Origin of the sequence: Bacillus sp. XT-2 (assembly GCF_025696525.1) — a bacterium.
Lineage (GTDB): Bacteria > Bacillota > Bacilli > Bacillales > Bacillaceae > Bacillus > Bacillus halotolerans.
In genome coordinates, this window is record NZ_JAHVOC010000001.1 from 204,425 (window position 1) to 223,447 (window position 19,023).

The following is a 19,023-nucleotide window of genomic DNA, read 5'->3' on the forward strand; positions in this document are numbered from 1 at the left end:
ACGAACAATTTATAATACATAGGAGATTAAGATTGACACACGTACTGATAAGGACATGAAGGAATGATACCGGCTTAAAGAGAGGGAAGTCACGGCTGCAAGCTTCCCAGCTAAGGACCATTCGCTTTACCGCCTTTGAACCTCAGCTGTGAACCCCCTTTATAAGGAACAGTAATAGCTGACGGGAACTCCCGTTACAGAGTTTAGAGCCGCAGATGCCGGTGTATTGGCTTGCGGAAAAAAGGGTGGAACCACGATTCCGTTTATTCAACCTCGTCCCTTTCATAGGGGGCGGGGTTTTTATATGCAAAAAAAGGAGTGACAATGATGTCAGATATGGTAAAAATCACATTTCCTGATGGAGCAGTCAAGGAGTTTGCGAAAGGAACAACAACAGAAGATATCGCGGCATCCATCAGTCCGGGATTAAAAAAGAAATCATTAGCCGGAAAACTGAACGGAAAAGAAATCGATTTGAAAACGCCGATCAACGAAGACGGCACTGTGGAAATCATTACTGAAGGATCAGAAGAGGGTCTTGAGATTATGCGCCACAGTACGGCTCACTTGCTGGCACAAGCGATTAAACGCATTTACAAAGACGTGAAATTCGGTGTCGGTCCGGTTATCGAAAACGGTTTTTACTATGATGTAGAAATGGAAGAAGCGATTACGCCGGAGGATCTGCCGAAAATCGAGAAAGAAATGAAAAAAATCGTCAATGCGAACCTTCCGATCGTTCGAAAAGAAGTCAGCCGTGAAGAAGCGAAAGCCCGCTTTGCGGAAATCGGCGATGACCTGAAGCTTGAACTGCTGGATGCGATTCCTGAGGGAGAAACCGTATCGATTTACGAGCAGGGCGAATTTTTTGACCTGTGCCGCGGCGTACACGTTCCATCAACAGGAAAAATTAAAGAGTTTAAGCTGTTAAGCCTTGCAGGTGCATATTGGCGCGGTGACAGCAATAATCAAATGCTTCAGCGTGTATACGGAACAGCTTTCTTCAAAAAAGCTGATCTTGACGAGCATCTTCGCATGCTTGAAGAAGCAAAAGAGCGTGACCACAGAAAACTTGGCAAAGAATTAAAGCTGTTTGCGAATTCTCAAAAAGTCGGACAAGGTCTGCCGCTTTGGCTGCCAAAAGGCGCGACAATCCGCCGCACGATCGAGCGCTACATTGTCGATAAAGAAATCAGCCTCGGCTATGAACACGTCTATACACCAGTGCTTGGAAGCAAAGAGCTGTATGAAACATCAGGACACTGGGATCATTATCAAGAAGGCATGTTCCCTCCGATGGAAATGGATAATGAAACACTTGTGCTCCGTCCGATGAACTGCCCGCACCATATGATGATTTATAAAAACGATATTCACAGCTACCGTGAGCTTCCGATTCGTATCGCTGAACTCGGCACAATGCACCGCTACGAAATGTCAGGTGCGCTGTCAGGTCTTCAGCGGGTGCGCGGCATGACACTGAATGATGCCCACATCTTTGTCCGCCCGGATCAGATTAAGGATGAGTTTATCCGGACAGTTCGTTTGATTCAGGACGTATATGAAGATTTCGGCTTGCACGATTACACATTCCGTCTGTCTTATCGTGATCCGGAAGACACAGAGAAATACTTTGATGACGATGAAATGTGGAACAAAGCGCAATCTATGCTGAAAGCGGCAATGGACGAAATTGGCCATGACTATTACGAAGCAGAAGGCGAAGCTGCATTCTACGGCCCTAAACTTGATGTTCAGGTGAAAACAGCGATCGGCAAGGAAGAAACATTGTCTACTGTTCAGCTGGACTTCTTGCTGCCTGAACGCTTTGATCTGACATATATCGGTGAAGACGGCAAGCAGCATCGTCCGGTTGTTATTCACAGAGGTGTGGTATCAACAATGGAACGCTTTGTTGCATTCCTAATCGAAGAGCATAAAGGCGCACTTCCAACATGGCTTGCACCGGTTCAGTTCCAAGTCATCCCGGTTTCTCCGGCTGTGCATTTGGATTATGCGAAGCAAGTACAAGAACGCCTGCAGCGTGAAGGCCTGCGTGTAGAAGTCGACAGCCGTGATGAAAAAATCGGCTACAAAATCCGCGAAGCGCAAATGCAAAAAATTCCGTACATGCTTGTGGTCGGTGACCAAGAAGCAGAAAACGGTGCGGTAAACGTCCGTAAATACGGAGAGCAGAAGTCTGAAACCATTTCACTTGATGATTTTGTGAAAAAGGCTGTAGCTGAAGCGAAGAAATAATACAAAAAAGCATGATCTCATGTAAGAGATCATGCTTTTTTATTTATGTTCTAAAATAGGAAACAAATCATGAAGGCTGCTGATGATGTGATCAGGCGTCACTTCTGTTTCATTTTTCTTATCCGTCCGGTTGATCCATACGGTTTTGATACCGGCTCTGGAAGCGCCTAAAATGTCTGTATTCAGGTTATCGCCGATCATGATGGCATCCTCTTTCTGGATCTTCATCAGCTGCAGGCAATGCTCGAAAATAGAAGCATCAGGTTTCCCTTTGCCAAAAGCGCCTGAGATGACAATTTCATTGAAATAAGGGGCGAGCTCAGGCACGCCGGCGAGCTTCTCCTTTTGCAGACTCGGATCGCCGTTAGTCAAAAGCAACAACTCGTACTTTCCTTTTAATTGATCAAGCACATCAAATGTTTCATCGTAAACAAACGGGCGTTTTCGGCGTTCCGCTGCAAAAAACTCTCCCAAATATTCACCATATGCCGGATCGTCGACACCAAGCGCTTTCAGGCCGTTTGTCCATGCGTTTCGTCTGTACTCCGGCACAATCTTATTCAGCTTCTGAAATCCTTCACTGATCGGCTCGGAGAAATTTGACCACAGCCCTTCAAATGGGTTAATGCCGATCATCACCGTATAAGGGTATGTCTCGTAAGACATGTACAATTCTCTCGCCGCTTCCCGAACAGCTGCTTCGAATTCCTCAGGGTCAAGACCATATTTTTTCTCGGCCTGTAAACATGTTTCTGCAAATGTTGTTCTGACGCTTTTCTCATCCCACAGTAGTGTATCGTCTAAATCAAAAAATACGGCTTTCATGATCTTCTCCTCTGCTTCAGATTCAATTCTTTCTGCCAAAAGGCTCATGTTTATTCTACAATAGATAAAAGCCTTGTGAAATATGTTTTCAGACGATTTTAAAAAAACAGTCAGCCATGAAACGGTTTACCGAAAAAATGATAAAATGAAATGGGAAAGAACAGGTGACACAGATGATTCAATTAATGATCATGATGCTGGAAAGGGTAGGGATTATTGTTATATTGGGATTTATTCTAGCCCACACTAAACTTTTCAGACAGGCTCTTCAAAATCCGGAGGGCTACAAAGGAAAAGCCGTATTGATTTCTATTTTTTCTCTTTTCAGCATCATCAGCAATTATACCGGCATCGAAATTCAAAAACATATGATTGTGAATAATGATTGGGTGTTTACAATAGATCCGTCGGGCTCTATTGCGAATACCCGTATTTTGGGCGTTGAAATAGGCGGGCTTTTAGGCGGGCCGTTTGTAGGAGCGGGAATCGGTTTATTAGCAGGCCTTCACCGTTTTTCGCTCGGCGGCAGCACGGCTTTAAGCTGTGCGGTCTCATCCGTTTTAGCAGGGTTTCTAGCGGGATGGATCGGCAGGTATTTTACGAAGCGCTATCGAATGCCGACACCGCGTATCGCAGCCCTCGTCGGGATCGGTATGGAGACCTTGCAAATGGTCATTATTTTGCTGATGGCAAAGCCGTTCAATGACGCTTGGGAGCTTGTCAGCATGATCGGGATTCCGATGATCCTCATTAACGGAACAGGCAGCTTTATTTTCCTGTCGATTATTCAAGCCATTATTCGCAAGGAAGAACAGGCAAGGGCGCTTGAAACGCACAGGGTGCTGACCATTGCCGATCAGACGCTTCCTTTTTTCCGTCAAGGGTTAAATGAAAGCTCTTGTAAAAGTGTAGCGGCCATCATCCATAAGATGACCGGAACGGATGCGGTATCTCTGACGGACAATGAGAAAATACTTGCGCATGTCGGCGCGGGAATGGATCATCATATCCCATCTGAAAGCCTGATCACAGGTCTGTCTAAAAAGGTAATTAAAACTGGGCGCATCATGAAGGCTACTTCACAGGAAGAGATTGAATGCACCCATTCGGAATGCCCTTTGCACGCGGCGATTGTACTGCCTTTGACATCAAACGGCAACACAATCGGAACGTTAAAAATGTATTTTAAAAGCCCGGCCGGTCTCAGTCAGGTAGAGGAGGAGCTTGCCGAGGGGCTGGCCATGCTGTTTTCGACACAGCTTGAGCTCGGTGAAGCCGAGCTGCAAAGCAAGCTTCTGAAGGATGCGGAAATCAAAGCGCTTCAAGCACAGGTTAACCCGCATTTTTTATTTAATGCCATCAATACGATTTCTGCTTTATGCCGGACAGATGTTGAAAAAACCCGTAAGCTTTTGCTGCAGCTTAGCGTGTACTTTCGTTCTAATCTCCAGGGAGCAAGACAGCTGCTGATCCCGCTTTCAAAGGAGCTGAATCATCTTCAAGCCTATCTGTCATTAGAACAGGCGCGTTTTCCCGGGAAATATAAGATTGAGCTTGATATTGACAGCAGGCTGGAGCAAATTGAGATTCCTCCGTTTGTCTTACAGGTGCTTGTTGAAAACGCATTACGGCACGCATTTCCAAAAAAACAAGACATGTGCAAAGTAACGGTTTGTGTCTTATCTGACGAGTCATCCGTCTATATGAAGGTCACGGACAATGGGCGCGGAATTCCGCCGGACGTCTTGCCGGAACTGGGGAATAAACCGCTGCCTTCTAAGGAAGGAACAGGGACTGCGCTTTATAATCTGAATCAGCGGCTGATCGGTTTATTCGGCCAGCAGGCTGCATTACATATCAAGAGTGAGGTACATAAAGGGACAGAGGTTTCCTTTCAAGTACCTATGCAGCAAATGAAAGAGGGAGAAGAACATGCTCAGGGTGTTAATAGTTGATGATGAGATTCTGGCAAGAGATGAACTGGCTTATTTGCTCAAAAGGACAAATGAGGAATTAGAAATCAATGAAGCGGAAAATATTGAATCCGCATTTGACCAAATGATGGATCAAAAGCCTGATTTGCTGTTTTTAGACGTTGATTTATCCGGAGAGAATGGTTTTGATATCGCAAAACGATTGAAGAATATGAAGAATCCCCCGGTTATTGTGTTTGCGACGGCCTATGACCAGTATGCACTTAAAGCTTTTGAAGTGGACGCTCTTGATTACTTAACCAAACCTTTCGATGAAGAAAGGGTTCGGCAAACAATGAAAAAGTATAAAAAGGTAAAGCGGGAGATTGATGAACCAGAACAGATCAGCCATGCCAGCCAGCATAAACTAGCCTTATCTGTCGGCGAATCGATTGTGATTGTGGATACGAAGGATATAATCTTTGCGGGAACCGAAGACGGCCATGTCCATGTAAAAACCTTTGATGCATCTTATTCAGTCAATGATACGCTCGTTGTCATTGAAAAAAAACTGCCGGAAACTGATTTTCTCCGCGTCCATCGAAGCTTTGTCGTTAATACTGAGTACATCAAAGAGATACAGCCATGGTTTAATTCCACCTATAATCTGATCATGAAAGACGGATCGAAAATACCGGTCAGCCGGACATATGCCAAGGAATTAAAAAAGCTGCTCCATATTTGACGGGGCGGCTTTTTGTATTTCATCCTTTTTATGCTGCAACTCATCTTTAATATTCGGCAAGTTATCATGTAAGCGCTTAATAGAGAGTGGTTCTTATTTATAATGAGGGTACAAAAGAGAAAGAGGTGAAGAAAATGAGTGCTGAAAAAGTGTACGGATTTTTAACACAAGCATTTATTTTTGCCGTCATTATGCTGGTTTCCAATATGATTGCCGCTTTTGTCCCAATTCCTATACCAGCGTCGGTTGTAGGTTTGGTCTTATTATTTCTCCTATTATGTTTTAAAGTGATTAAACTGGACCAAGTAGAAACGCTCGGAGCGTCTTTAACCTCATTGATAGGATTTTTATTTGTTCCCTCAGGTATATCTGTTATGAATTCTCTTGGTGTGATGCAGCAATACGGCCTGCAAATCGTCCTTGTCATTCTTCTCGCAACGATTATTTTATTGGGGGCAACAGGACTGTTTTCTCAGCTTATTCTTACACTGAGCGGAAAACGCAAGACTGCTGATGACATAAAAGCAAAAACGGTACAGCCCCCGCAGAAGAAAAACGAACTTGTTCATCATTAAGAGAAGCAGGAGGTTCATGAAATGGAAAGCACAATGAGTCCATATTTCGGAATTGTCGTATCACTGGCCGCTTTCGGCATCGGCACCTTTTTATTTAAAAAAACAAAAGGGTTCTTCCTTTTCACTCCATTGTTTGTTGCGATGGTGCTAGGGATTGCATTTTTGAAAATCGGCGGTTTCTCTTACGCTGACTATAATAACGGGGGAGAAATCATTAAGTTTTTCTTGGAACCCGCGACGATTGCCTTTGCCATTCCATTGTACAAACAAAGAGATAAACTGAAAAAATACTGGTGGCAAATTATGTCCTCCATTATCGCAGGCTCTATCTGCTCTGTCACGATTGTCTATTTGCTTGCAAAAGGGATTCACCTTGATGCGGCAGTGATGAAAAGTATGCTTCCGCAGGCGGCAACAACGGCGATTGCGCTTCCTTTATCAAAAGATATTGGCGGCATCAGCGATATCACAGCTTTTGCTGTTATCTTTAACGCCGTCATTGTGTATGCGCTCGGCGCTTTGTTCTTAAAAGTATTTAAAGTGAAGAATCCCATTTCGAAAGGGTTGGCTCTCGGAACGTCCGGACACGCACTCGGTGTAGCTGTCGGGATCGAGATGGGTGAAGTCGAAGCCGCGATGGCAAGTATCGCTGTTGTCGTTGTCGGGGTCGTAACGGTTCTGGTTATTCCTGTGTTCGTGCAGCTGATCGGAGGATAAGCCAAGGCTGAACCCTTGGCTTTTTCTATTTTATGGTGCGTCTTCCGGATCGATATATCCTTGTTTAATGCCCCATTCCACTTGATCGTCATGCCACTTTTTTCGTTCTTCATAACCATAGCCGTCGTCATCAGGAAGCTCTGAAGCCGGCGGTTGAATGGCATCATCTGTCTGGCTCGGGGAAGATGGCGCATTTTGGCTGTTAGATGAGGAAGCCTCATTCTGCTGACGCTGTGCCTGCGCTTGCCGTTCTTTTTTGGCGTCCGCTTCCTGCTGTTTTTGGAGTGCTGCCTGACGCTGCCTTTCAAGCTCAGCTTGCCTTTCTGCTTCCGCTAATCGCTGTCTCCCTGCTGCAGCCTGTGCCAATCGTTGCTGTTCCGCTTCTTCCTCCTGTTGTTTCTTTCGTTTCGCTCTCTGCTCTTTTTCACGTTTTTTCGCTGCAGCGATTTGCCTTTGTTTCTCTGCTTCTTCCTTCGCCTTCAGCTTTCCTAATTCAGTTGCAAGAGGATTCACCATTTTCAATGAAACGGGTTTTAGGTTTTTCAGCTCTTTCTCCAGCTTGTTTTCATGAAACGCTGCGGCTGTGATAACGGTCTCTTCTTTTGGCTCTGAAGATATGCTGTTGCTATTGGAGCAGCCGGTTACTATCAATGTTAAAAATAGAGTAAGCTGTATCAGTTTGTTCATGTGTCAGACTCCCTTCTCGTTCTTATATCGGCTTTTTTAGTGTGAGGTTCACTTTGTTTTGCATTTTTTCCTATATGTGGTTTTTGGTAAACTGCGAAATAAGGAGAAGGATGGGGTAGTATATTGATCTTCATATAACAGAATCTGGTGCAGAGCATCCGCAACTCCTGATTTTTATTTATGGCGGGGGTGTCAGCGGCTGGATGCGGGAAGATCAAATCAGCCATTTTCAACATTTGTGGCGCCGTTTTGATCTTTTCCAGACTCAGACAAAAATGCTTTATCTTCATGCCAGCCGATTCGAAACATACTATAAAGTAAGCAGTCAAATGAGTGCAGGTACGCTTTATCAAATACTAATATGACATGTACGATACCCGATTCGCTCAGACAAACCAGTGCCAGCCTGCTGGTGCCAGTCGGGGAAAAAGAAAGAAAAGTGATGAAAGGAAAGCATCGGCAGCTAAAATCGCAAAGATGAATGAAAATTCGAGAACCGTTATGTTTCCAGGGATCGGCATGGAGCGCCGCTGGCTGGCTCAGCCGATGCTGTTTTAACAAAATCCTTCATGATTGGCTGGAGGGTTCAGAACCTTGCATTCTGGATAAGAATAAAAGATTTTCTTTTTCTCTCTTGCACTCATAAATAACCCATGTTACAATGAGAAAGTTGTTCCGGATAAGTCATCCTTGACTAAACATCCGGCATTGTGTAGAATAGTTATTGAATTGAATATAAATCACAAGCAGAAGCACCCGCTTCTCACCTGATTGACACATTCATGTAGTTGGCAGGTTGACCGTACATTTTTATTGATACAGATGTTCGTAGTGTGGGTGTTTTATAATGCCCGCACTTTTTGTTTGCCTGCAGAATGCAGTCAAAAGAGTTGTGAATCAATTCGAAGAAACTATGGAGGTGGCTCATTATTAGCAAAGATCAATTGGTTAATGAGGGTATCCGTGCACGTGAGGTCCGCTTAATCGGACAAAATGGCGACCAGCTTGGAATCAAGTCCCGTCAGGAAGCACTTGAAATAGCCGGCCGCGCAAATCTTGACCTTGTGTTAGTTGCAGCAAATGCAAAACCGCCTGTCTGCCGCATCATGGACTACGGAAAGTTCAGATTCGAGCAGCAGAAAAAGGACAAAGAAGCACGCAAAAATCAAAAAATCATTAACTTAAAAGAAGTTAGATTAAGCCCGACAATCGATGAGCACGACTTTAACACGAAGTTGCGCAATGCGATTAAATTTCTTGAAAAAGGCGATAAAGTGAAAGCTTCTATCCGCTTTAAAGGACGCGCAATCACTCATAAAGAAATCGGCCAGCGTGTACTAGACCGTTTTTCTGAAGCATGTGCTGAGGTTGCGACAGTCGAAACAAAACCAAAAATGGACGGCCGCAGCATGTTCTTAATGCTCGCGCCGAAAAACGAAAAGCAATAAGGAGGAAATCCCATGCCAAAAATGAAAACTCACCGCGGATCTGCTAAACGTTTTAAAAAGACAGGTTCTGGGAAGTTAAAACGTTCTCATGCATACACAAGTCACTTATTCGCCAACAAATCTCAAAAGCAAAAGCGTAAGCTTCGCAAGAGTGCTGTTGTAAGCGCAGGAGACTTCAAACGTATCAAACAAATGCTTGCTAACATCAAGTAATCGGACAAGGAACAATTAGGAGGGAAATTTAATGCCAAGAGTAAAAGGCGGAACTGTTACACGTAAGCGTCGTAAAAAGGTTCTTAAATTAGCAAAAGGTTATTTCGGTTCAAAACATACATTATACAAAGTAGCTAACCAGCAGGTCATGAAATCTGGAAACTATGCTTTCCGTGACCGTCGTCAGAAAAAACGTGATTTCCGTAAGCTTTGGATCACTCGTATCAACGCAGCTGCTCGCATGAACGGTCTTTCTTACAGCCGTTTAATGCACGGTCTTAAGCTTTCTGGTATCGAAGTAAACCGTAAAATGCTTGCTGATCTTGCTGTAAACGATCTTACTGCATTCAATCAGCTTGCTGATGCTGCTAAAGCTCAATTAAACAAATAATGATATAGAGCCGCTCTTAGAGAGCGGCTTTTTTATATAAAGGATGAGGCAACATGATAATTGCTGTATATCTAGTTCTGATCAATCTGTGCGGTTTTTGGGTGATGGGCGCAGATAAACGAAGAGCGCAGCGCCACAAATGGAGAATTTCTGAAAACCGGCTGTGGCTGATCGCCATCGTGTTTGGAGCGCTTGGTGTCTGGCTCGGCATGCAGACCTTCAGACATAAAACGAAGCACGCATCATTTCAATACGGTGTGCCGTTTCTCTTGGTGATTGAAGCGGTGTTGATCGGCATCTATTACAGTCCGTTTGATTTATAAAAAAGCAGAAAAGCGTTTACCGCTCTTCTGCTTTTTTTGCAAGTTTAATGGGCAGATCCCAGTCAATTTTACAATCCGGATATCGTTCCAGTACTTTTTCTTCAATATTCTCAAAATCTTTTGCGGAAAAGTTTTTTAGCTTCTCAGGAGACTCCGTCCATACAAAGATGGTGTGGATGAACAACGGATGATCCTTGGAAGGAATATGCTTTTCTCCTTCAAAAAGCACGCCTTTATACGTCAATTGAAAGTTCTTTCGGGTATTGTTCTGTTCATCGATAATATAAAAAAGTTCTTTTGATTGGGCCAGCTTCAATCTTCTCTTTGGATTTGCGACATATTTGACCAAGGCATAAATACAGTAAGCAAATAGAGCAAGCAATAAAATCCGGAGAACCATGATAAACATTGTGTGAAGGCACCTCCCTCATTGTGATGATCTGATGTAATACGTAGAGCATAGAAAAAGGTTTCACTTTTTCTAAAAGAAGTTTGTTAAAAAAGATATACCCGCTTTTTAAGTGAAATAGTCGTATGGTTACCGTCAGGTTTTGTATAATAATAATGCAGGACAGATGAAGGAGGTTTTTGGAATCATGGCAAAATTGGATGAAACGTTAACCATGCTGAAGGAATTAACTGATGCAAAAGGCATTCCGGGAAATGAAAGAGAAGTAAGGCAAGTGATGAAATCATACATAGAACCATTTGCTGATGAAGTGACAACTGACCGGCTTGGCAGTTTAATTGCGAAAAAAACAGGTGCGGAAAACGGCCCGAAAATTATGATTGCCGGGCATTTGGACGAAGTCGGCTTTATGGTGACACAAATCACCGATAAAGGCTTTATCCGTTTTCAAACTGTCGGCGGCTGGTGGTCTCAAGTCATGCTGGCTCAGCGTGTCACCATCGTGACGAAAAAGGGAGAGGTCACAGGTGTTATCGGATCTAAGCCACCGCACATTTTATCTGCTGAAGCGAGAAAAAAACCGGTCGATATCAAAAAGATGTTCGTTGATATCGGAGCTTCAAGCCGTGAGGAAGCATTGGAATGGGGCGTACTCCCAGGTGATATGATCGTTCCGCATTTTGAATTCACGGTCATGAACAATGAAAAATTTCTTTTAGCAAAGGCGTGGGACAACCGTATCGGCTGTGCGATCGCCATTGATGTTTTGAGGAATTTAAAAGACACAGATCATCCAAACGTTGTGTATGGTGTTGGAACTGTACAGGAAGAGGTCGGCCTAAGAGGAGCGAAGACTTCTGCGCACACGATACAGCCTGATATTGCTTTCGGTGTGGATGTAGGAATAGCCGGAGATACACCAGGGATTTCTGAGAAGGAAGCGCAAAGCAAAATGGGAGAAGGGCCGCAGATTATTCTGTACGATGCATCTATGGTCTCCCACAAAGGGCTTCGTGACTTAGTTGTCAATACAGCAGAAGAAGCAGGCATTCCATATCAATTTGATGCGATCGCCGGCGGAGGAACTGATTCCGGGTCCATTCATTTGACGGCAAACGGTGTTCCGGCGCTGTCCATTACCATTGCAACACGATACATTCATACGCACGCTGCCATGCTGCATCGTGACGATTATGAAAACGCGGTAAAATTAATCACCGAAGTCATTAAGAAGTTAGACCGGCAAACGGTTGACGATATTACGTACCAATAAAGATACGGAAGAATCCGCCTCACAAGGCGGATTCTATTTTTTTGTCTGTACAAATTTTGGCGGAGTGACTACAATAAAGGAGATACCGAAAAATTCCTGAATCTGATCACGTACGAGAAGCAGCTCATTTGTAAGGAAAGGAGGATTCAATTTCACAATTTGTAAGCGCTTTCTAAAATAAGGGAGGTTTGAAAAAATTGAAAAAGAAAAAAGCATGGAAACGGTTCTTTCACTTTTCGAGTGCTGCTCTGACGGCGGGTTTGTTATTGACTTCCGCTTCTCCGGCATCCGCTGCATTTTGGGGAGCATCTAATGAACTGCTTCATGATCCAACGATGATCAAAGAGGGAAGCTCGTGGTACGCGTTTGGAACAGGCCTTACGGAAGAAAGGGGATTGCGGGTTCTCAAATCGTCGGATGCTAAAAATTGGACCGTGCAAAAATCGATTTTCAGCACACCTTTATCATGGTGGTCCACTTATGTGCCGAATTACGGCCAAAACCAGTGGGCACCGGACATTCAATATTATAACGGAAAGTACTGGCTGTATTATTCAGTTTCTTCTTTCGGAAAAAATGTCTCTGCCATAGGCCTTGCTTCTTCAACAAGCATCAGCTCGGGAAGCTGGAAAGACGAAGGCCTGGTGATCCGGTCGACGAGCTCCGATAATTATAACGCCATCGACCCGGAACTCACCTTTGACAAGGATGGCAATCCGTGGCTTGCGTTCGGCTCATTTTGGAGCGGAATCAAGCTGACCAAGCTGGATAAGAACACGATGAAGCCTACCGGATCGCTTTATTCCATTGCGTCGAGACCGAGTAATAGCGGAGCGCTGGAGGCTCCTACCCTCACGTATCAAAATGGTTACTACTATTTAATGGTTTCATTTGATAAATGCTGTGACGGGGTAAATAGTACGTACAAAATTGCTTATGGGAGATCTAAAAGCATAACAGGGCCTTATCTTGATAAAAGCGGAAAAAGCATGCTGGAAGGAGGGGGCACCATCTTAGATTCCGGCAATGATCAATGGAAAGGGCCTGGAGGTCAGGATATTGTAAATGGAAACATACTTGTGCGCCATGCCTATGACGCGAAAGATAACGGCATTCCCAAGCTACTAATCAATGATTTGAATTGGAGTTCGGGCTGGCCGTCCTATTAAACTGATAAGCCGGGTGAATACCTGGCTTTTTTTAAAAAGAAAAGATTGACAGTATCCTACTGAATTACTATAATGAAGTTGTTCGTACAAATTAATGATAATTCACTAGTTTTTGTTTATTAGTACGTATCTATCAATTTAGAATTGGAAGCGTTTTATTTTATAAGAAAGGGGCAGTCAACATGCTTCAGACAAGAGATTATGAATTCTGGTTTGTAACAGGAAGCCAGCATCTATACGGAGAAGAAACGCTGCAGCTGGTAGACCAGCATGCAAAAAGCATTTGTGAGGGGCTTAGCGGCATTTCTTCCAGATATAAAATTAAGCATAAACCTGTTGTAACTTCCTCGGAAACCATCAGACAGCTGTTAAGAGAAGCGGAGTACAGTGAGACATGCGCCGGTATTATTACATGGATGCACACATTTTCTCCCGCAAAAATGTGGATAGAAGGCCTTTCCTCTTATCAAAAACCGCTTATGCATCTGCATACTCAATATAATCGCGATATTCCATGGGGTACGATTGACATGGATTTTATGAACAGCAACCAATCCGCACATGGCGACCGCGAGTACGGGTACATCAATTCCCGTATGGGGCTGAGCCGTAAAGTTGTCGCGGGCTATTGGGATGATGAAGAGGTAAAGAAAGAAATTTCTCAGTGGATGAATACGGCGGCTGCGTTAAATGAAAGCAGACATATCAAGGTTGCCAGATTCGGAGATAACATGCGCCATGTTGCAGTAACGGACGGAGACAAGGTGGGAGCGCATATCCAGTTCGGCTGGCAGGTTGACGGCTATGGCATCGGGGATCTTGTCGAAGTGATGAATGGAATTTCTGACGATGAGGTCGAAACACTTTATGCAGAGTATGACAAGCTTTATGTCATCAGCGAGGAAACGAAACGAGACGAAGCAAAGATAGCGTCCATTAAAGAACAGGCGAAAATTGAACTTGGTCTAACCGCTTTTCTTGAACAAGGCGGATACACGGCTTTTACGACTTCATTTGAAGTGCTGCACGGAATGAAACAGCTGCCTGGGCTGGCCGTTCAGAGGCTGATGGAAAAAGGCTACGGGTTCGCCGGAGAAGGTGATTGGAAGACGGCTGCTCTCGTCCGGATGATGAAAATCATGGCTGAAGGTAAAAGAACGTCCTTCATGGAAGACTATACGTACCATTTTGAACCTGGAAATGAAAAGATTCTTGGCTCACACATGCTTGAGGTGTGCCCGACAGTTGCTTTGGATCAGCCGAAAATTGAAGTACATCCGCTGTCTATCGGAGGCAAGGATGACCCGGCGCGGTTTGTATTCAATGGCATCAGCGGATCAGCCATTCAAGCGAGTCTGGTTGATATCGGAGGGCGTTTCCGTCTCGTGCTCAATGAGGTAAACGGACAGGAAATCGAGAAAGATATGCCGAATCTGCCTGTCGCCCGCGTTCTCTGGAAGCCTGAGCCTTCATTAAAAACAGCGGCAGAGGCATGGATTTTAGCCGGCGGCGCACACCATACCTGCTTGTCTTACGAATTGACAGCGGAGCAATTGATGGATTGGGCGGAAATGGCGGGGGTTGAAAGTATCTTGATTTCTCACGATACATCGATTCACAAGCTGAAACATGAATTGAAATGGAACGAGGCGCTTTACAGGCTTCAAAAGTAGAGAGGAGGATGTCACTTGGCTTACACAATAGGTGTTGATTTCGGAACATTATCAGGAAGAGCGGTGCTCGTTCACGTCAAAACTGGAGAAGAGCTGGCGGCGGCTGTCAAAGAATATCCACACGCCGTCATTGATACCGTCCTTCCCAAAACGGGTCAAAAGCTGCCGCGGGACTGGGCGCTTCAGCATCCGGCAGATTATCTGGAAGTCTTGGAAACAACGATTCCATCATTACTTGAACAGACTGGTGTTGATCCAAAAGAGATCATCGGGATCGGAATTGATTTTACGGCATGTACGATCTTGCCTGTCGACAGTGAAGGACAGCCATTATGTATGCTGCCGGAATTTGAAGAGGAGCCGCACAGCTATGTGAAGCTTTGGAAGCATCATGCCGCCCAAAAGCATGCTGATCGGCTCAATCAAATCGCCGAAGAAGAAGGAGAAGCTTTTTTACAGCGCTACGGAGGAAAGATTTCATCAGAATGGATGATTCCGAAGGTGATGCAGATTGCCGAAGAAGCGCCGCACATTTATGAAGCAGCTGATCGGATGATCGAAGCAGCTGACTGGATCGTGTATCAGCTGTGCGGCTCGCTGAAGCGAAGCAACTGCACAGCTGGTTATAAAGCGATTTGGAGTGAAAAAGCGGGATATCCTTCAGAGAATTTCTTTGAAAAACTTCACCCTGCAATGAAAACGATTACAAAAGATAAGTTAGCGGGATCGATTCACTCAGTAGGGGAAAAAGCAGGCGGGCTGACGGAAAAAATGGCACAGCTGACCGGTCTCCTTCCGGGCACAGCAGTTGCTGTTGCGAATGTTGACGCTCATGTTTCTGTTCCGGCTGTCGGTATCACAGAACCAGGAAAAATGCTGATGATTATGGGAACCTCAACATGCCACGTACTCTTAGGAGACGAGGTAAACATTGTGCCCGGCATGTGCGGGGTTGTGGACAACGGCATCCTTCCGGGATTTGCGGGGTATGAAGCCGGACAGTCCTGTGTGGGCGATCATTTTGAATGGTTCGTGAAAACGTGTGTCCCGCAAGCCTATAAAGACGAAGCGGAGAAAAAAAATGTCAGCATTCACGAGCTGCTGAGCGAGAAGGCAAACATGCAAGCACCGGGGGAGAGCGGCCTCCTTGCCCTGGATTGGTGGAATGGAAACCGTTCAACCCTTGTTGATGCTGATCTAACGGGGATGCTGCTTGGCATGACGCTGCTGACGAAACCCGAAGAGCTTTACCGTGCGTTAGTTGAAGCAACAGCATACGGCACAAGGATGATTATTGAAACATTTAGAGAAAGCGGAGTGCCAATTGAAGAACTTTACGCAGCTGGCGGTATTGCTGAGAAAAACCCGTTTGTCATGCAGATTTATGCGGATGTCACAAACATGGATATTAAAATCTCAGGTTCACCGCAAGCCCCTGCCTTAGGATCTGCCATTTTCGGCGCGCTTGCGGCCGGTAAAGAAAACGGCGGCTATGATGATGTCACAGAGGCAGCGGCGTACATGGGGAAACTGAAAGATAATTCATATACGCCAAATGCTGAGCATGCCGCCGTATATGAAAAGCTATACGCTGAATATAAAGAGCTTGTTCAATATTTCGGAAAAGAGAATCATGTCATGAAGCGTCTGAAAACGATAAAAAATCTTCAATTTTCATCTGCCGCACAAAAGAATTCATAAAGGGTGATGAGCATGCTTGAAACGTTAAAAAAAGAGGTGCTGGCTGCCAACCTGAAGCTTCAAGAGCATCAGCTGGTGACCTTTACGTGGGGAAATGTGAGCGGTATTGACCGTGAAAAAGAGTTAATCGTCATTAAACCGAGCGGAGTCGAATACAGCGAGCTGACAGCCGATGACTTGGTTGTTTTGAATTTGGAAGGTGAGGTCGTAGAAGGCTCGCTCAAACCTTCTTCTGATACACCCACTCATGTTTATTTGTATAACGCGTTTCCAAATATCGGCGGGATTGTCCATACCCATTCTCAATGGGCGACAAGCTGGGCGCAAGCCGGAAGGGACATACCCCCTTTAGGCACGACACATGCCGATTATTTCGACAGTGCGATTCCGTGTACACGTGAAATGTACGATGAAGAAATCATTCATGACTACGAACTGAATACAGGCAAAGTGATCGCGGAGACCTTTCAGCATCATAAATACGAGCAGGTGCCGGGCGTGCTCGTTAATAACCACGGCCCGTTCTGCTGGGGCACAGATGCCTTAAACGCCATTCATAACGCGGTGGTGTTAGAAACGGTTGCGGAAATGGCGTATCACTCTATGATGCTGAACAAGAATGTCAACCCGATCAATACTGTTCTCCACGAAAAGCACTTTTATCGAAAACACGGAGCAAATGCGTATTATGGCCAGTCATAATCCCGCAGTATCACCGGCCGGTTTTCTGATTGACTTGGACGGTACCGTATTCAGAGGAAACGAACTGATCGATGGAGCAAGAGAAGCCATCAGTACACTTCGAAATATGGGAAAGAAAATCGTCTTTTTGAGCAACCGGGGAAATATCTCCCGTGCCATGTGCAGAAAAAAACTGCTTGGTGCCGGAATAGATGCAGATGTAAACGAAATTGTCCTGTCATCAAGTGTGACAGCAGCCTTTTTAAAAAGGAACTATCGTTTTTCAAAGGTATGGGTGCTTGGAGAACAGGGCTTGATTGACGAACTGAGGCTGGCAGGCGTCCAGACAGCAGATGAACCGAAGGAGGCGGATTGGCTTGTCATCTCGCTTCATGAAACACTCACCTACGAAGACTTGAATCAAGCCTTTAAAGCGGCCGCCGCAGGCGCTCGTATAATTGCCACGAACAAAGACCGCTATTTTCCTAATGAGGACGGGAATGCCATCGACGTCGCTGGAATGATTGGGGCGATAGAAGCTTCTGCTCAGGCGAAGACGGAGCTTGTCGTCGGAAAGCCGTCGTGGCTGATGGCGGAGGCTGCCTGTACTGCGCTGGGGCTTTCTGCACATGAATGTATGATTATAGGGGACAGCATTGAATCTGATATCGCAACGGGAAAGCTGTATGGCATGAAGAGCGCTTTAGTGCTGACTGGTTCAGCGAAACCGGGTGAACAGCGTTTGTATACGCCGGATTATGTACTGGAGTCGATTAAGGATGTAACCAAACTGGCTGAGGAGGGGATTCTGCTATGAATCATATCGCAGCTGACGTTCAGCGTGCTTTTGAACACGCGGGGGAGATGACATTTCCTGTAGAAGTAGAAGAAATTATTCTAGAAAAACAAGCAGCCGATCGGTTGTTGGATTATGTAAAAAGAAAGAATGATCAGCGTATCGTCCTTGTCTGTGATCGGAATACGCACCGTATAGCGGGGATCGAGTTAGAAGACCGCTTGATAAAGGAAGGGCTTCAGGCGGAGTGTCTGATCATTCCGGAAAATGAAGCGGGAGATGTGGCGGCAGATGAACGGTCACTCATTCATGTGCTGGTCCATACGAAAAAATCAACAGATATCATGATCGCAGTCGGTTCGGGGACTATCCATGATATTGTGCGTTTTGCCGCCTTCCAGAGGGGGCTGCCGTTTATTTCTTATCCGACCGCCCCATCCGTTGACGGATTTACATCAGCCGGTGCGCCCATTATTTTATACGGTACGAAAACCACCATCCAAACGAAGGCCCCGTCCGCGCTGTTCGCTGATCTTGACATCTTAAAATCGGCGCCGCAGCCTATGGTGGCGGCTGGATTTGGGGATATGCTAGGCAAAATGACGTCTCTGGCTGATTGGAACATTTCTCATCATCTCGCTGGTGAGCCATATTCATCAACAGGCGCAAAGCTCGTACAAGAAGCACTTGATGCCTGTATCGAACATGCTGAAGACATTGCGATGAAAACGGAAACGGGCATCCGGGTCCTGATGGAGTCCTTGATTGTATCAGGACTTGTCATGCTGGCTTTGGATCATTCCCGTCCTGCTTCAGGAGGGGAGCATCATATTTCCCATTGGATTGAGATGGAATTAATGGAGAAAAAACGGCCTCAGATTCTCCATGGGGCAAAAGTGGGCTGTGCGGCCGTTTTATTGACTGACACGTACAGAAAGCTGATCCAAGCCGAAGGGCTGAACGAATTTTCTCCGCGTCAGCGGGAAGTCATTCAATCGGCTTATGAAACGCTGCCGGAAGGAAAAAAGCTGGCCGGCTGGCTGAAATCTGCCGGAGGCCCTGCGTATTTTGACGAAATCGGTGTCGGGCAGGATTCCGTCAAAAATGCCTTCAGACACGCACACACCTTAAGAGACCGCTGCACCGGATTAAGGCTCATCAATGAAAACAAAACGCTTGTCAATCATGGTCTTTATGAATAGCCCGCACCTCGAATGGAAGGGGT

The 19,023-nt window shown here is 45.3% G+C and carries 19 protein-coding genes and 1 other annotated feature; of the genes, 16 read left to right on the forward strand and 3 right to left on the reverse strand.

The features are described from left to right. Positions 1-327: 327 nt before the first annotated feature. Positions 328-2,259, forward strand: coding sequence for a threonine--tRNA ligase (gene thrS, locus KXD37_RS01105; protein WP_010335257.1), 1,932 nt, complete (start codon positions 328-330; stop codon positions 2,257-2,259). Between the two features lie 39 nt (positions 2,260-2,298). Here the strand turns inward: thrS and KXD37_RS01110 are convergent, their stop codons facing one another. Then, positions 2,299-3,084: an HAD family hydrolase gene (locus KXD37_RS01110; RefSeq protein WP_038954252.1), complete on the reverse strand. Its 786-nt coding sequence runs from the start codon at positions 3,082-3,084 to the stop codon at positions 2,299-2,301. A gap of 173 nt (positions 3,085-3,257) precedes the next feature. Here KXD37_RS01110 and lytS point away from each other — a divergent pair, with 173 nt between their 5' ends. The 4 genes from lytS (at position 3,258) to lrgB (ending at position 7,034) form a co-directional block, all read left to right on the forward strand. Continuing rightward, entirely contained in the window at positions 3,258-5,039 is a 1,782-nt protein-coding gene (gene lytS / locus KXD37_RS01115; protein WP_202647566.1) for a two-component system sensor histidine kinase LytS, read from the forward strand. Then, positions 5,017-5,742: a LytR/AlgR family response regulator transcription factor gene (locus KXD37_RS01120; RefSeq protein ID WP_044153936.1), complete on the forward strand. Its 726-nt coding sequence runs from the start codon at positions 5,017-5,019 to the stop codon at positions 5,740-5,742. The genes lytS and KXD37_RS01120 overlap by 23 nt, the downstream gene beginning before the upstream one ends. A gap of 134 nt (positions 5,743-5,876) precedes the next feature. After that, on the forward strand, positions 5,877-6,317 hold the full coding sequence (gene lrgA, locus KXD37_RS01125; RefSeq protein WP_263463204.1) for an antiholin-like murein hydrolase modulator LrgA: 441 nt from the start codon (positions 5,877-5,879) through the stop codon (positions 6,315-6,317). Between the two features lie 21 nt (positions 6,318-6,338). Next, positions 6,339-7,034 (forward strand): antiholin-like protein LrgB, encoded by a 696-nt coding sequence (gene lrgB / locus KXD37_RS01130; protein WP_263463205.1) that lies wholly within the window; start codon positions 6,339-6,341, stop codon positions 7,032-7,034. Positions 7,035-7,064: 30 nt separating this feature from the next. Here lrgB and KXD37_RS01135 read toward each other — a convergent pair whose 3' ends face one another. Beyond that, positions 7,065-7,721 carry a hypothetical protein gene (locus tag KXD37_RS01135; RefSeq protein WP_263463206.1) on the reverse strand — a complete coding sequence of 219 codons (657 nt, stop codon included), beginning with the start codon at positions 7,719-7,721 and terminating at the stop codon, positions 7,065-7,067. 738 nt (positions 7,722-8,459) lie between these two features. Further along, positions 8,460-8,590: a sequence feature (ribosomal protein L20 leader region), on the forward strand. Between the two features lie 57 nt (positions 8,591-8,647). On the opposite strand from KXD37_RS01135, the gene infC reads away from it, so the two are divergent. From infC to KXD37_RS01155, 4 genes are read left to right on the forward strand one after another with little or no spacing between them, the layout of a single operon-like run. Next, on the forward strand, positions 8,648-9,169 hold the full coding sequence (gene infC, locus KXD37_RS01140; RefSeq protein ID WP_071543361.1) for a translation initiation factor IF-3: 522 nt from the start codon (positions 8,648-8,650) through the stop codon (positions 9,167-9,169). A gap of 12 nt (positions 9,170-9,181) precedes the next feature. After that, positions 9,182-9,382: a 50S ribosomal protein L35 gene (rpmI, locus tag KXD37_RS01145; RefSeq protein WP_003222418.1), complete on the forward strand. Its 201-nt coding sequence runs from the start codon at positions 9,182-9,184 to the stop codon at positions 9,380-9,382. 31 nt (positions 9,383-9,413) lie between these two features. Next, positions 9,414-9,773 (forward strand): 50S ribosomal protein L20, encoded by a 360-nt coding sequence (gene rplT / locus KXD37_RS01150; RefSeq protein ID WP_003222420.1) that lies wholly within the window; start codon positions 9,414-9,416, stop codon positions 9,771-9,773. A 53-nt stretch (positions 9,774-9,826) separates the two neighbouring features. Then, a complete protein-coding gene (locus KXD37_RS01155) occupies positions 9,827-10,096 on the forward strand; it encodes a DUF1294 domain-containing protein (protein ID WP_024122433.1) in 270 nt (89 codons plus the stop codon). 16 nt (positions 10,097-10,112) lie between these two features. Here KXD37_RS01155 and ysdB read toward each other — a convergent pair whose 3' ends face one another. Then, positions 10,113-10,505 (reverse strand): sigma W pathway protein YsdB, encoded by a 393-nt coding sequence (gene ysdB, locus KXD37_RS01160; RefSeq protein ID WP_024122432.1) that lies wholly within the window; start codon positions 10,503-10,505, stop codon positions 10,113-10,115. A gap of 187 nt (positions 10,506-10,692) precedes the next feature. On the opposite strand from ysdB, the gene KXD37_RS01165 reads away from it, so the two are divergent. The 7 genes from KXD37_RS01165 to egsA all read left to right on the forward strand — a co-directional run bounded on the left by KXD37_RS01165 (position 10,693) and on the right by egsA (position 19,000). Then, complete coding sequence (locus KXD37_RS01165) at positions 10,693-11,778, forward strand: M42 family metallopeptidase (RefSeq protein ID WP_263463207.1); 1,086 nt, start codon at positions 10,693-10,695, stop codon at positions 11,776-11,778. Positions 11,779-11,975: 197 nt separating this feature from the next. Then, positions 11,976-12,947: an arabinan endo-1,5-alpha-L-arabinosidase AbnA gene (gene abnA / locus KXD37_RS01170; RefSeq protein ID WP_101860147.1), complete on the forward strand. Its 972-nt coding sequence runs from the start codon at positions 11,976-11,978 to the stop codon at positions 12,945-12,947. Positions 12,948-13,129: 182 nt separating this feature from the next. Further along, on the forward strand, positions 13,130-14,620 hold the full coding sequence (gene araA, locus KXD37_RS01175; RefSeq protein ID WP_263463208.1) for an L-arabinose isomerase: 1,491 nt from the start codon (positions 13,130-13,132) through the stop codon (positions 14,618-14,620). A 15-nt stretch (positions 14,621-14,635) separates the two neighbouring features. Next, positions 14,636-16,321, forward strand: coding sequence for a ribulokinase (gene araB, locus KXD37_RS01180; protein ID WP_188323202.1), 1,686 nt, complete (start codon positions 14,636-14,638; stop codon positions 16,319-16,321). 12 nt (positions 16,322-16,333) lie between these two features. Continuing rightward, complete coding sequence (araD, locus tag KXD37_RS01185) at positions 16,334-17,023, forward strand: L-ribulose-5-phosphate 4-epimerase (RefSeq protein WP_024122427.1); 690 nt, start codon at positions 16,334-16,336, stop codon at positions 17,021-17,023. Next, a complete protein-coding gene (locus KXD37_RS01190) occupies positions 17,001-17,819 on the forward strand; it encodes an HAD-IIA family hydrolase (RefSeq protein ID WP_101860150.1) in 819 nt (272 codons plus the stop codon). Before araD ends, KXD37_RS01190 begins: the two co-directional genes overlap by 23 nt. After that, entirely contained in the window at positions 17,816-19,000 is a 1,185-nt protein-coding gene (gene egsA / locus KXD37_RS01195) for a sn-glycerol-1-phosphate dehydrogenase (RefSeq protein ID WP_263463209.1), read from the forward strand. The genes KXD37_RS01190 and egsA overlap by 4 nt, the downstream gene beginning before the upstream one ends. Positions 19,001-19,023 lie beyond the last annotated feature (23 nt).